Source organism: Gracilibacillus caseinilyticus, from assembly GCF_022919115.1.
In the GTDB taxonomy this organism is placed as follows: domain Bacteria; phylum Bacillota; class Bacilli; order Bacillales; family Amphibacillaceae; genus Gracilibacillus; species Gracilibacillus caseinilyticus.
This window is the reverse complement of sequence record NZ_CP095072.1, coordinates 850,816-864,671: the sequence shown is the minus strand read 5'-3', so window position 1 is coordinate 864,671 and position 13,856 is coordinate 850,816. Positions and strand designations below refer to the sequence as shown.

Annotated in this window: 9 protein-coding genes and 1 pseudogene; 7 read left to right on the top strand and 3 right to left on the bottom strand. The window is 37.9% G+C overall.

Annotated features, from left to right (window positions below; genetic code table 11):
- Nucleotides 1-303 precede the first annotated feature (303 nt).
- Nucleotides 304-6,270 (top strand): SpaA isopeptide-forming pilin-related protein, encoded by a 5,967-nt coding sequence (locus MUN88_RS04125; protein ID WP_244721212.1) that lies wholly within the window; start codon nt 304-306, stop codon nt 6,268-6,270.
- A gap of 343 nt (nt 6,271-6,613) precedes the next feature.
- A pseudogene (locus MUN88_RS21775) lies at nt 6,614-6,661 on the top strand (hypothetical protein); the annotation flags it as partial.
- Between the two features lie 91 nt (nt 6,662-6,752).
- Here MUN88_RS21775 and MUN88_RS04115 read toward each other — a convergent pair.
- A complete protein-coding gene (locus MUN88_RS04115; protein ID WP_244724323.1) occupies nt 6,753-6,884 on the bottom strand; it encodes a TraX family protein in 132 nt (43 codons plus the stop codon).
- Between the two features lie 451 nt (nt 6,885-7,335).
- On the opposite strand from MUN88_RS04115, the gene MUN88_RS04110 reads away from it, so the two are divergent.
- From MUN88_RS04110 to MUN88_RS04090, 5 genes are all read left to right on the top strand, one after another.
- Nucleotides 7,336-7,776: an SgcJ/EcaC family oxidoreductase gene (locus MUN88_RS04110; RefSeq protein WP_244721208.1), complete on the top strand. Its 441-nt coding sequence runs from the start codon at nt 7,336-7,338 to the stop codon at nt 7,774-7,776.
- Nucleotides 7,777-8,023: 247 nt separating this feature from the next.
- Nucleotides 8,024-8,791: a sporulation protein gene (locus MUN88_RS04105; protein ID WP_244721205.1), complete on the top strand. Its 768-nt coding sequence runs from the start codon at nt 8,024-8,026 to the stop codon at nt 8,789-8,791.
- Between the two features lie 267 nt (nt 8,792-9,058).
- Nucleotides 9,059-9,523 carry a hypothetical protein gene (locus MUN88_RS04100; RefSeq protein WP_244721202.1) on the top strand — a complete coding sequence of 155 codons (465 nt, stop codon included), beginning with the start codon at nt 9,059-9,061 and terminating at the stop codon, nt 9,521-9,523.
- A gap of 39 nt (nt 9,524-9,562) precedes the next feature.
- Entirely contained in the window at nt 9,563-10,129 is a 567-nt protein-coding gene (locus MUN88_RS04095) for an LOG family protein (protein WP_244721199.1), read from the top strand.
- 694 nt (nt 10,130-10,823) lie between these two features.
- Entirely contained in the window at nt 10,824-11,705 is an 882-nt protein-coding gene (locus MUN88_RS04090; protein WP_244721195.1) for a glycerophosphodiester phosphodiesterase family protein, read from the top strand.
- Here MUN88_RS04090 and MUN88_RS04085 read toward each other — a convergent pair.
- Complete coding sequence (locus tag MUN88_RS04085) at nt 11,698-13,113, bottom strand: amidase (protein ID WP_244721193.1); 1,416 nt, start codon at nt 13,111-13,113, stop codon at nt 11,698-11,700. The two genes, MUN88_RS04090 and MUN88_RS04085, sit on opposite strands and share 8 nt — an antisense overlap.
- A 15-nt stretch (nt 13,114-13,128) precedes the next feature.
- The gene (locus MUN88_RS04080) at nt 13,129-13,548 is read right to left on the bottom strand and encodes a VOC family protein (RefSeq protein ID WP_244721190.1); all 420 of its coding nucleotides are present in this window, start codon (nt 13,546-13,548) and stop codon (nt 13,129-13,131) included.
- Nucleotides 13,549-13,856 lie beyond the last annotated feature (308 nt).

Genomic DNA, 13,856 nt, shown 5'->3' with positions numbered 1-13,856 from the left:
GCCAATAGAGTAGTTCTATTGATATATGGTTCTTCTCTTACTATTGTATATTGTTAAAACTTCTGACACTGCCCCTATAAGTAGATAATAATTAATAAAAATAATTACGCTATTTATTCTACAATAGTAAATTAGTTTGACACTAGTCATTTCTTTTTTATTTAATGATATATTTGGTCTGAGACTATCACATCATTTATGGGAAATTTGTCTATAATCATAGAAATTTGGTATCACTTCTATTAATTAGATGGTAAGATGAAGGTGTCTATTTTAGCTATTTATACTAAAGGAGGTAAATTTATGAAAAAGCATGCATCGATCTTGTTGATCGCTATTATGATGTTCTCTCAATTATCGTATTCTAGTTCGACCATTTTTGCAGAAAGTAATACTAATCAATCAGAAGATTTTAACATCAGCCTAGAGGAGGGCGCGTCGTTAAAAGAAAGTATTATAAATATAGGTTCCGAAAGTATATATGATAGCTTGAAAATCACATTACCTAATGACGTAGATTTGAATGAAGAAAAAACAAAGGCTTTAACAGAAATAGATATGAATTTATCCTACCAACCTGATTCAAATACTGTATTAATAGGGCCGAAAACACAATCATTATCTATTAAACTAGTACTAAACGATGTATTAGAAGAAAATAAGATAATCGTAGAAGGATATACAAATAATGAATTAGTAGCTAGTAAAGACTTTGCTTTTTCTGTAGAGCAGGAGCCTAGTAATCCTTCAACCAATCCCCCTAATGATTCACACACCGTAGATACTTCAGGCAGTAACTCATTACAAAAAGAAAGTAATACCGATTCTCAGAGTACTAAAAAGAATGAGGGGACCGAAGCTGATGTGAGTTCCAGTGAATCTAGTACTCAAGATACCAATACCAAAGTTACGGAGAGTGCAAATCTCTCTGAGGATATGGTTACTCCTTTCTCAGGAAATTTAAATGTTGATGTGGATCTTTCACCCAGAAATGCCATCACTCTATCAGGAAATGCCGCTTCATACGACCTTAACCTAAAATTCACGGGTTCACGAACAGAATATACAGACGCTAAAATTACTATTGATCTTCCTATTACAACGTTTACAAGTTTTACTCAGGATGTTAACGACTTAACAATTGATGGCGTAGTGCCAACATATGATACATCTAATCAACAATTAGTCTATGCTTTTGACTCCATCGACACAGGACGTTCTTATGAGCGGTTACTAAAAATCAATACAGAAAATGGCTTTTCGCCAAATGGTTATGAATTAGTGGCTCAAGCCTCCTTTCAGGCAAATGAACAACTACCGGTATCGGATGGTGCAACTGTAACAATAGAATCCTCCGGTTCGGCTAGTGTTTCTAAAGAATTTAGAAGTGTGGAAGGAAATGATAGAAATATTCCAACACCAGGATCAAAAACATTATGGGAAATTAAGTTAGACATTCCTAAAAAGGAAACGGGGCAAATGTTTTTAAAGGAAGGATCAGAAATTACGATAGCTGATCTTTTACCAGATGGCTTGTCATTTGATTCGATGGAAACTGGTCCCACTCCAACACTGAACGGAAATGAATTAACATGGCAGTTTGATGCACCTACGATTGATGATCAAACGTCTTCTAATACTTCCTTGTTTTCCCAAACGATTCAAGTGTGGCTAACCGTTGATCAAGGGACAGCAGGTTCTACACAAAACAATCAAGTAGAGGTTGAGACGACATATATAGATGATTCTAATAGTACAGTTTCTGGTGAACATCAAGTAGAAATCGTGGATTCAGAAACTGCAAATGGCGATATAGAGGGGAATTGGTATGTCCCTGTACATCTAGGGCCATCCAATGGCAAAGGTGATTTTGCACCATTTAATAATAAAAACCCTAACCCGATAGTGTATGATGATGCTTTATTAGGATTTAGTCACGGAATCGCTCCTTTGCCGGAGAGTGAGCCAGGAGATTTTCAAGAATATACGACTATTTACAGAATAGATCCTCATTTAACATTAGATAAACTTTCTACACCGGGGGGATTTGTGTATAGACCAAATGCAAGCTATCCGTCCGGAGTTCCATTAGATGAAGAACCGCGATTTAATATTGTGGCATCTGTTAATGGGGAAGAACAACTACTTATAGAAAATGTGGAGCAAGGAAAAACCTACACACGAATGGACCTAGGTTTGGCGCAATCCGATCGTGTTGACTATATTAAGTATGACTTCACGTATGCTCCATCTGGAATGTTGAATGCTGGTAGACCTAATTATTATTTCTCCGTAGAAGAAGGGTATACGGGTGAGGTAGTAAATACCTTTAATGTGTATGGTGTTGATGCAAATGGAAATTCTTTTAACTATAGATACCATCAAAATGATAGAAATACAATAGCAGGACCACGTAGTGCTACTATTGCACCGAAGCCTGATGATGAACCACCTATTGCCTATGTAGGTGTAAGCCTAATGGAGCAATCCGGTGGTGAGGTTGTAACTGGAAGCAATCGTATGGAAGTAAAATTAACGAATTCCAATAGCTCTACATTGGCAATGCAGGAACGACTCGAGACAGTTGTACTGATGCCGCCGGGAGTAACTATAAATGATAACCCTAATCCGGATTATATTGATAAAGACGGTCAATCGTCTAAAAATTCTACATCAGCAGCAGGTGGATCTTATGAGATATTAAGCAATAATTTTAATGAAAGTGGTCGTCAGTTAGTTCGGATCAGGTGGAATGATCGTTTATTACGTCCAGGAAACGATCTGGCAGCACGATTAGATGTTACTATTTCCGAAAACACACCCAATCATCTTCTTTTTCAAGTATATGGTTTTTCAGGCGATGAAAAACTGGTCGTACCTGAGGGGGAAGGAAGTGCCATAACGGATACGACGCTAGAGTCAGATACAGAGGACTTAAATGAAGATAGTACCGTCGATGAACCAAGATTGAAGTCTGGAAATAGTTATTATATGCGAGGCGAGTACCAAATAGAGTCGGAAAAATTAGTGAAAGGGGAGTTAGATGAAGCATTTTCATCTTTCGGTCAAACCGTTCCTAATGGTGACATCGACTATCAACTATCATTTACTAATGTAAGTGGGAAGGATATTTCATCTATGACATTGATCGATGTTTTACCTTCCGTTGGAGATTTGGGTATAACAGACAATGTAGATCGTGGTAGTCAATTTACACCCACTTTAAATGGCGAGATAACGATACCTAGTTCTTGGACAGATAGAGTGGATGTAATGTATAGTACAGCGAAAAATCCAAAACGGGATGATTTGACAAGAAATACAGACTATCCGGACACAACGGAACAACTTAACAACCCTCCAGGTGCACAAGATCCAAACTGGATGGAAGCTAATGAGGTTAGTGATTGGTCGAGTATCCATTCCTTTAAAATTCAATCTAAATCGAATACAGATTGGCTGGAAGGAGAAAGTATCACAATTTCATTTACCATGGTGGCTCCAAGTGCACAAGAAGTATCGGAAGATGTCTTAAATGGGAATATAGAGCCGACGTCTCGTGCAGCTTGGAATTCCTTTGCTATAGCTACAGATAATGGACAACCAGTGGAGCCGTTGCGAGTCGGAGTATATATGAATTATACGAATTCCGTTACTCTCTTGAAAAAAGCAGGTGACGGCACAGAATTAGAAGGAGCAGAGTTTAAACTTCTAGATGGTGCAGGAAACGAAATAGAAACAGGTTTAGTTACTGATGAGAATGGTGAAATAATAGTAGAAGATCTATTGTTAGGCGATTATGAGTTTATCGAAACAAAAGCGCCAACAGGCTATCAATTAGATAGTACACCTATTCCTTTTAGTGTGGAGGCTACACAGCAAGAACCCATTGAGGTTGTTTCAGAAAATACGCCGGTCCCAGGTGCAGTAGAATTACTAAAAGTGGGTGAGGATGAAGAACCATTAGAAGGCGCCACTTTTACTTTACTCAATCACAACGATGAGGAGTTGCAGTCCGGACTTACGACAGATCAAAATGGCCAATTATTGATTGAGGATCTACAACCAGGTAATTATCAATTAGTGGAAACCAAAGCGCCGTTTGGTCATGAATTAGATGAAACGCCTATTACCTTTGAAATTGTCTTTAATCAACAGGAAACGTTACAGCTAACCATGGAAAACGAACAATCAACAGGAGCTGTAGAATTAACAAAAACCGGAGAAGATGGGAACGTATTAGAAGGCGTGGAGTTTGAACTACAAGATGAGGAAGGCAATACCCTTCAAGAGAATTTGACTACGGATGCAGATGGGAAATTGGTCGTGCAAGAGTTGAAGCCAGGAAACTATCAATTTGTCGAAATCAGTACTATTCCAGGATACGATGTCGATGACACGCCTATCCCATTTGAAATTGCACTGGGTCAAACAGAACCAACCGAAGTATCCTTTGAAAATCCATTAACACCGGGTGCCGTCGCCTTAACCAAAGTAGGAGAAGAAGGAGAGGCATTAGAAGGCGCAGAGTTTACGTTACGCAATGAGGCAGGGGACGAGCTTCAAACAGGTCTTACAACGGATGAAAATGGCCAATTACTTATCGAAGACCTAAAGCCGGATAATTATGAACTGGTAGAGATGAAGGCACCCTTCGGCTACCAATTAGATGAGACACCTATCGCGTTTGAAATCGTCTTTGATCAACAGGAAACGTTACAATTGACGATGGAAAACAGCTATATTCCAAGTACCTTCGAGTTAACCAAACAAGGGGAGGATGGCCGATTATTAGAAGGTGTCGTCTTTGAATTGCAGGATAGCGACGGCGAAACATTACAAGAAGGTTTCACGACAGATGAGCAAGGAAAGATAACGATAGCTGATCTCGATCCTGGTAGTTACCAACTAGTCGAAACAGAGACCATTCCAGGCTATGATTTGGATGCGACGCCGATTATGTTTGATATTGGGTTAGGACAAACGGAAACCACCGAAGTATCCTTTGAAAATCCATTAACGCCGGGTTCCGTCGCCTTAACCAAAGTAGGAGAAGCAGATAGTGGGTTAACTGGAGCGATATTTGAATTGCAAAATGAGCAAGGAGAAACGCTGCAAATGGGTCTTGCTACTGATGAAAATGGAAAGTTAGTCATCGAAGATTTGAAACCAGGGTCTTATCAACTAGTAGAAACTGAAGCACCTTTCGGTTATGAGCTAGATAGTACTCCGATACCATTTGAAATTGATTTTGATCAAGAAGAAACATTGAACCTAACAATGGAGAACAGTATGTCTACTGGATCAGTTGAATTAACCAAAGTAGATGAAGAAACTGGAGAAACATTAGCAGGTGCGACCTTTGAACTTCAACAAGAAGGAAAGGTTTTACAAGAAAATTTGAAAACAGATGCAAATGGGAAACTTTTGGTAGAGGATTTAACGCCAGGTACTTATCAATTTGTCGAAACGGAGGCTCCTGATGGCTATCAGCTAGATACAGCGCCTCTCACCTTTACGATTGATTTAGGTCAAAGTGAAACTTTATTGATCTCTACCGATAATGCCATTGTAAAAGGTGATTTTGAGTTAACAAAGGTAGATTTTGATAATCCATCGTTATCTTTAGCAGGTGTGAAGTTTGAATTGCAAGATGCAGAAGGGAACATATTAAGAGAGGATCTGGTGACAGGACAAGGTGGGAAGCTTTTAATCGAAGATTTACGTCCTGGGAGATATTTACTTAAAGAAGTGAAGCCATTAGAAGGTTATCGCTCACATCTACCGGTATCCTTCACAATTGATAGAGGACAATTAGCAGCCAAAAAAATAGAATTAACCAATAAGCAAATTCGTTCAGGTGTAGAACTTATAAAGCTAGACAGTAAGAATAAGGAAAAGACACTACAAGGGGCAGAATTCAGTTTGAAAAGCGAGGATGGCGAACTTATTGCTCAAGATCTTACCACAGATGAAAATGGTATGATTGTTGTTGATTATTTAAAGCCGGGAGAGTATTACTTTACAGAAACAAAAGCTCCTAAAGGTTATACGCTAGATTCATCACCTATTCGATTTACGATTGAATTAGGACAATCTGAACGAACGAAAGTCGAAGTACTGAATCAAATGGAAGAAAATGATGAAGAAACTACTCAATCCACTCTTCCTGCAACAGCAACAAATATATTTAACTATACATTATTTGGAAGTCTTTTGGTGATTGGTGGTATGATCACTTTCATGTTCTATCGTCGTAGAAGACAATAAGTATAATGTATATATTATAAACATATCAAAGCATCACTTCTGTTGATTGAGCGACGGAAGTGATGCTTTTTTTATGATTACAAATACAATTGGAAGCCTTATATAAAGATACCGTAACATATTGATGGGGCTGTTGATGTTTTTATGCTGTTCGTTTCCAGTGCGATATTTTTTCTATCGTCATTTTTTTATGCTATTCGACATTTTAGGTTATCTGAGGTATTATATGAGCAACTGTTAAACACTGTTCAGCAACATGCTAAAACGTTATATTTAATTATCAATTTTCTTCTGAGAGGAGGTTGTATTTGCCTACTGTAAATTGCCTAGAAGAAAAAATAGAATGAAAATGTACAACTCTTACGAGAATGCTATGGAATATAATGAGTTGGTCAAGATCTCACAAGAGTTAGATGAATTGTTGAATCAGCTAGATACATTGATGACGCTACCACCTATAGTAAGAAAAGCTATTATACTCACTATTGATTTAACAGTAAACCTATCAAATAAAGTAAAATACTGTGCAGGGGGTAGAATATGTAAAAAAAATACTTTAAACCAGCACCTCTATTACCGTTGTATAAGAGGATTAATGGCAAAGCAAAAACCATCAGCCATTGGTAACTTGAAATTGGAAACAAAATAGGAAATAATCCTTTCCTGATCCCCCACTATTGATAAATTAAAAAATAACATAACAAAATATATCCTGTTGATATCATCTTTTTATTCCATATGGAAAGTAAAAAATCAGTCCTAAAAAAAGAATTAAGATACCTTCCTCCATGAACAAAATAATACCTGTAAACGAAACTAAAAACATATAAATCGGTGTCGTATCTGGAAGAGAATATGTATATCTTCATAAAGGCAAATTGCAGAAGGCATCACCCTCAAGATGTAGTATGGGTTCTTATAATCCGTATTAAAGGAAGTTGTATATACTTCTGTTAAGTAGGAACGAGCCGGTTTATACCCGGTTTTTTAGCTGCAAGGGGTTACGATTGTAGACAAAACAAAAATAGATTATGCTTTTATCAAAGACGATATAGGAGGGTTTTCATGACAGAAATTAAGAAGGTAGAGTCTTTATATGATCAGTTGATTCAAGCGTGGAATAAACAGAACGCCGCTGATTTCGCTGCTTTATTTGCAGATAAGGGTGAAATTATCGGCTTTGATGGTAGCCAGGAGCATGGCAAAGAGCAAATTTATGATCACGTAGCTCCAATATTTAAAGACCATCCGACGGCCCCATTTGTCTATATCGTGAAAACGACAGAGCTACTTGATGCTAATACTGCTCTGTTACGCTCCATAGCTGGTATGGTTCCGGTTGGAGAAGAAGATATTAAGCCAGATCTAAATGCGCATCAGTCTTTATTAGCAGTGAGAGAGAAAGAGCAGTGGAAAGTCAAACTATTTCAAAATACACCTGCACAATTCCATGGACGTCCAGAGTTAGTGGAGGAAATGACGAATGAATTAAGAAGTCAATTATAAAACATTTTAGCAGTAATTAGGAATATGGTGTGATAAAGGAAAGAACAAGGATTATAGCAAATCCTTGTTCTTTTACATATTTTGATTGTCTGTTCATATTTTTGCGTAAAAGTATGTTTTTTAAAGTGAACTTGTAAAGTATATTACATTTATTTTAAAAAACGATGAAAACTGAAACGAATGGATCATAATATTCGTATTTATTTAGGAAGCGAAATAAATTAAGTAAAGGCGGAGGGTTTTGTTGATGTTCAAAAAATTATTAGCGAGTGCTGGAATCGGAAGTGCTGAAGTGGATACGATCATTACGAATGATAGTCTGGGAGCCGGAGAGGATCTGTATGGGAAAGTGGTCATTAAAGGTGGTCGAACTGAGCAGCAAATTGACCGGATTAATCTGTTTGTAATGACAGAAGCGTTACGTGAGCGTGGTGATGATAAAAAGTATTATGAAAATGTTATACTGCACCGTCATGTGATTGAGGATTCCTTTACCATTCACGAAGAGGAATATATGGAATTGCCTTTTTCTTTTTCTTTACCAGTCAAAACACCTCCGACTATTAACCGTACAAGAGTATGGGTACAAACTGGTTTAGATATACCACAAGCAATTGACCCAGAGGATAGGGATTATTTAGATGTATCTCCGCATCAAGGAATGAGTCATGTATTAGATGCTATTATCCAAGAGATGCAATTTGAATTACGCAAAGTGAATATGGAATTTTCCAAACGTTATGGTTATTTACAGGAATTCGAATTCAGACCAGTAACAGAATTCCGTGGAGATATAGATGAACTAGAGGTTGTTTTTACCTCTGTATCAGAAAATGGTGTTGAACTGGTGATAGAAGTAGACCGAGCTGCGAAAGGTCTAGGTGGGTTATTTGCAGAAGCATTAGATGTAGATGAATCAAAAGTACGCGTACCGTTTACTAAACAAGATCTTGAACGAGGTACTGGTTTTATAGCTGACCGATTAAGAGCAATTATTAGCCAATACAGTTCATAATGCAAAAGGTGAAGACATTCGTTGATATGTGTTGCATGTCTTCACCTTTTCACACGGGTAATGTAATATTTTGAATGTTATCCCAATAAAAGGTATAATTGATGTTGGGTCCAAAGTCTAAGTTTTTATTCTGATTAACACAATGATTTGCTTCGAAGGTCATGAAAATAGGAGCGATTTTTTCTATTAATTTGGTAACTGAATGATCAGTAGAAAAGTCTTATTATCAAGAAGATCAGTTGGATAAAGGAAGGAGTGAAAGGAAGGTTGAAAAAGGTATTTGTCTTACTTATTATCATACTTTTGTGCATATTATCGGCCTGTACATGGAACGAACAAACAGTTGAATTTAAAAATAAAAATTTCGCAAATACCTTATTTGTCCAGAAAGTGGAAAATAATTTCACTTCCGAAAAACTCTCCAAGCCAATTGAAGATGATGAAAAAATAAAAAAGATCTTAACGATGATTGAAGGAATGAAAGCAGAGCAGATTAATAATGAAGAATTAATTAATATACTGGAAAATCAGGACAACTATTATATGTTCGGTTTTTATATGGATGATAAAATAAATAATCAACGTGGTGACTATGCTTTTCAATTTTTAGAAGATGGTACAATATTGTTTAGTTATGATGCGAAGAGTGTGGATAGTTATCCATTGATTTCAGTGACGCATCACCAGGAGTTATTAGAGGATATGAAAGATGTGTTAGGGATTACCTTCTAGGACAAGTAAACAAATTGGAAATAGGTGAGTGAAAAAGATATGAAGACTGTAGCAGTTTTTTGTGGCGCAAGTAATGGAGTGGATCCAATGTACATAAAAGAGTCTAAAAATCTCGGGAAACAATTAGCGAAGAATGGTATTGGCTTAGTGTATGGAGGGTCAAATGTAGGTTGTATGGGAGCGGTTGCAGATGGTGTGTTAGAGGCAGGGGGTATAGCAATTGGTGTCCTCCCAGAGAAGTTAATGAACTATGAAATAGCTCATGAGAAATTAACAGAATTACATATTGTTAAAACAATGCATGAACGCAAAGCGATGATGGCAGACCTTGCAGACGGTTTTATTGCTCTTCCTGGTGGAACGGGAACTTTAGAAGAATGGTTTGAAGTTTTTACTTGGCAGCAAATTGGCTATCATCAGAAGCCGTGCGCCCTTTTGAATATTAATCGTTATTATGATCCATTGTTAACATTGTTTGATCATATGGTAGAGCAAGGATTTGTGAAACCAGCTTTTAAAGAGTTGATTATATTAGAATCAGAAGCAGCTCAACTCCTTGATCGGCTAAAAAATAATCCCCCAGCCCCGATCAACAGATGGAGCTGATATTAGCGGGAGTTACCTCGTATGAAGAAACGCAATAGAATGCTGCCCGGAATCAGAATAGTGACAGATACAGAAAGCGCGAGTAACTCCTTCGATAAAGGTGTATGATTCAAATGTATTTGGGGTGGCATTCATTCTCCCAAAAAATATTAACATCGTTAATGGAATCGAAATGGTTTTATCGTTTTTTAATTTTAATAGTTTTGCTATTCCGGACGCGAGTACATAATCTTAAAAACTTGCTAGCCCCCCCTCTTGATAATACCACTTTTGGCCCTTTTTTGATTTTTCAATATGTGAAATCCCCAGCATATTAATTAGTTCTAAGTATGTAATGGTAAGAATAGGCATTGTTCCTAAAACCGTACCTACCTGTTGATATGATCCGATTTTAAAGTGTCTTGTCAGTAAATCTGTACTTTGCTCCAATATATTAAAACATAGGATACATTCTCATCTAATGTTGTGAAAAGCGGAGTGTGATCTTCTTGTAGTAATGGTTCATTAGTGATTGGATCATTTTTGTATTTTCGTTTTATTACATGTGCTCCCGCCAGTTAAAGGTTCTGTTGAATTTCTGCATATAGTCTGTACGATATTCATATGTTTTATGTAGATATTTTCATCATTCATGAGAAAAAATAGTTGCTATACCTTTATTTGTTTTAATATACAGTAGACGGAGGAATGTGGTTTGAAGAAACAGAATGGCTGGTTGATGGGAATTGTAGCATTAGCCGTACTTTGTTTGTATTATATGGTTGAGTCAAGTATGACGAGTGAAGCACTGGAGCCGAAGAACTTTGGGTCAGGTGTTCTGAATATTGCGCATCGTGGCGCGTCAGGCTATGCTCCAGAGCATACGATGATTGCCTATCAAATAGCAGGTGAAATGGAAGCAGATTTTTTAGAAATTGATGTGCATATGACTTCAGATGATGTATTAGTAGCGATGCATGATGAGGATGTTGCCAGAACAACTGATGGAGAAGGTTTTATTCAGGAAATGAAACATGCAGAAATCGATAAATTGGATGCAGGCTCATGGTTCAACCAAGCTTATCCTGATCAGGCGGATAAGCGTTATGAACAAGTAAGAGTTCCTAAGTTAACAGATATTTTTGATCATTTTGGGACAAGCACCAAATACTATATTGAAATCAAAAATGCCGCTTCAGCAGATCTATTATTACAGACATTAGAGGATTATCAATTAATAGAGAAAAATGCAGTTATCATTCAGTCTTTTGACAGTGCAGTGCTGCAAAAAATATATGAACAATATCCTTCGCTGCCTTTGATTCAATTGCTGGGGAAAAATAAAATGCTGTTTGCTAATTATAAGAAAATTCGAAAATACGCGGTTGGGGTGGGGCTGCCATATCAGAAATTAAATCAGCGATTAATCAGACATCTTCATCGAAATGGCTTACTGGTTCATACATATACAGTGAATGATGAGGCAGATATGAAACGGTTAATTGAATGGGGGATAGACGGTATTTTTACCGACTATCCTGATCGGTTATATGACATAAAAGAAAATCGTTTGAATGTGTTTCATTCAATCAATTAAATTTGGCGTAGCGATGGAACCAAGGATTTTCTTTTTCCAGTTGTGCACCAAGCTGTAAGAGAACGGCTTCTTCACCGGGTCTTCCTATGAAATGCGTGCCAATTGGTATTTCTCCCTTGGTAAAGCTTGTAGGTACACTCATAGCTGGCTGACCGGTTGCGTTGGCCAGCGGCATAAATGGATTGTAATCCGTCATGTTTTTAAGCATGATTTGATAGGCAGTACCCTCTTGAGACAAGGTTCCGAGTTGGACAGGCAGCTGATTTAATGTTGGTGTCATCCACATATCGTAAGTATCAAAGAACGATAAAAGCTTTTGCGCTTCGATCTGCATGAAGACCCGTGATTCCTCGTATTCAAATGCTGTCAGCTGCTTGCCAAATTGCAGAATCTGATAAGACAGTGGCTCCAGGTTAGCTTGTGTCGGTTCTTGATGAGCCATATTGGCAAGATGTTGAATAGTGACAGATCCTGTTGCAAGCCAAATATTAATAAAGTGATGTGCTAATTGTGCATAATCTAGTGTAGGCATCACATGATGTACCTCATGCCCCAAGTCTTCCAGCAATCGGGTAGTTTCCTCCATATTTTGTTTGGTAGCTTCATCAAATGCAATGTCTTCTGTTTGGTAACCTACCGCTATTTTAAGTTTGCGAGGCGAACGCTTCACGCTCTCTAAGAAGGACGTTTGATTAGAGTAGCTTGGATAGAGTGATTGCTTATCTCCTCCTTTGATTACATCCAATAATGCTGCACTGTCTCGGACGGATCGTGTCAATGCATGGTTGATCGCCAAATGATTAACATATGGTGAATATGGCAACCTTCCTCTACTTGGTTTTAATCCGAAAAGTCCACAAGAAGAAGCAGGTATTCGAATCGATCCACCACCGTCATTCGCATGTGCGAAAGGAATAAGTCCTGCCGCTACTGCAGCTGCCGAACCACCGCTTGATCCCCCTGGTGACCGGGAATGGTCCCACGGATTTTTGGTTGGACCAAAAAGTTCCGGCTCTGTTGTAGGCAACAGTCCAAATTCTGGTGTGTTTGTTTTACCTAATGAAATCAGTCCTGCTCGTTGATAGCGCAGGGTGTACTCGTCATCTGCAGGAGCAGCAAAATCCTTTAAAATTCTGGAACCATGCGTAAATCTTACCCCTTTTACAGCATTTAAATCTTTGATCAGAAAGGGAAGCCCTGCAACCGCACTGTCAGTAAGATTTACTTCTTGCGCATTCTTTCGGGCTTGCTCAAATGTTTCTGTTACGATCGCATTTAATGAAGGGTTATCTGCTTGAATGCGGTTAATATAAAAATCGGTCAGTTCAGACGGTGTAATCTGTTTGCGATCGAGTAACGCTTTCTGACCTAATGCATCTAAACTGAGTATTTCATCAGTGTTTATCATTCGTGAATACTCCTTTCATTGTTTGTGTGGGTAATCACAATACTCAATGATTGTGCCCTCTGTGTCTGCGGGATTTAAGTAAATCAGTCTTCTTCCATGTTTGTTGATTCTTCTTGTGTCTTCCATTACTCGTATTCCTTGCTGTTTCAATTCTGCGATCGCTTGGTCCAGATCATCGACCTTGTAGGCAATATGATGAACACCTTTGCCTTTTTGCTTAATAAATCGGGCGATGGGGGACGTAGAGTTGTTGGTCGGCATTAATAATTCTGTTCGTGTACCATTAATCTCGATAATAGCTATTTCACTTTCGACTCCTTTTGCTTCACTTCGATAACGATCAATCAAGTTCCCGCCCAATGTATGTAAATAAAAATGAATCGAACCTTCTAAGTCTCTAACAGCTACTCCCATATGATCGAAAATTTTGTTCAATACGTTCACCTCTTTCTTTTGTTATTGTAACATGGGATAGGCTGCTTGGTGAAAAAGGAACTGGAGTTGGTATTTATCGGGTCAATAAAATAAGTGAACTTCGGTCGGAAATTGATAGGGAAAAGAGTGAAACGCATGAAGGCAGGTCAACTTCATGTGTAAGGAGATTGGAAAAAGGGTGAAATGCATGAAAACATGTTCACTTCATGCGTAAGAAGGTTAGGAAAAGAGTAAAACGCATGAAAACAGATCAGCTTCAATTGGAAGGGAAATCAGAAATAAGCCAAACGTTTGAGAAAGAAAAACTT

Excerpts from the sequence above, each read along its gene's own strand:
- MUN88_RS04125 (WP_244721212.1), top strand. The coding sequence starts at position 304 with ATGAAAAAGCATGCATCGATCTTGTTGATCGCTATTATGATGTTCTCT.
- MUN88_RS04115 (WP_244724323.1), bottom strand. The coding sequence starts at position 6,884 with ATGGTTTTTGCTTTGCCATTAATCCTCTTATACAACGGTAATAGAGGT.
- MUN88_RS04110 (WP_244721208.1), top strand. The coding sequence starts at position 7,336 with ATGACAGAAATTAAGAAGGTAGAGTCTTTATATGATCAGTTGATTCAA.
- MUN88_RS04105 (WP_244721205.1), top strand. The coding sequence starts at position 8,024 with ATGTTCAAAAAATTATTAGCGAGTGCTGGAATCGGAAGTGCTGAAGTG.
- MUN88_RS04095 (WP_244721199.1), top strand. The coding sequence starts at position 9,563 with ATGAAGACTGTAGCAGTTTTTTGTGGCGCAAGTAATGGAGTGGATCCA.
- MUN88_RS04085 (WP_244721193.1), bottom strand. The coding sequence starts at position 13,113 with ATGATAAACACTGATGAAATACTCAGTTTAGATGCATTAGGTCAGAAA.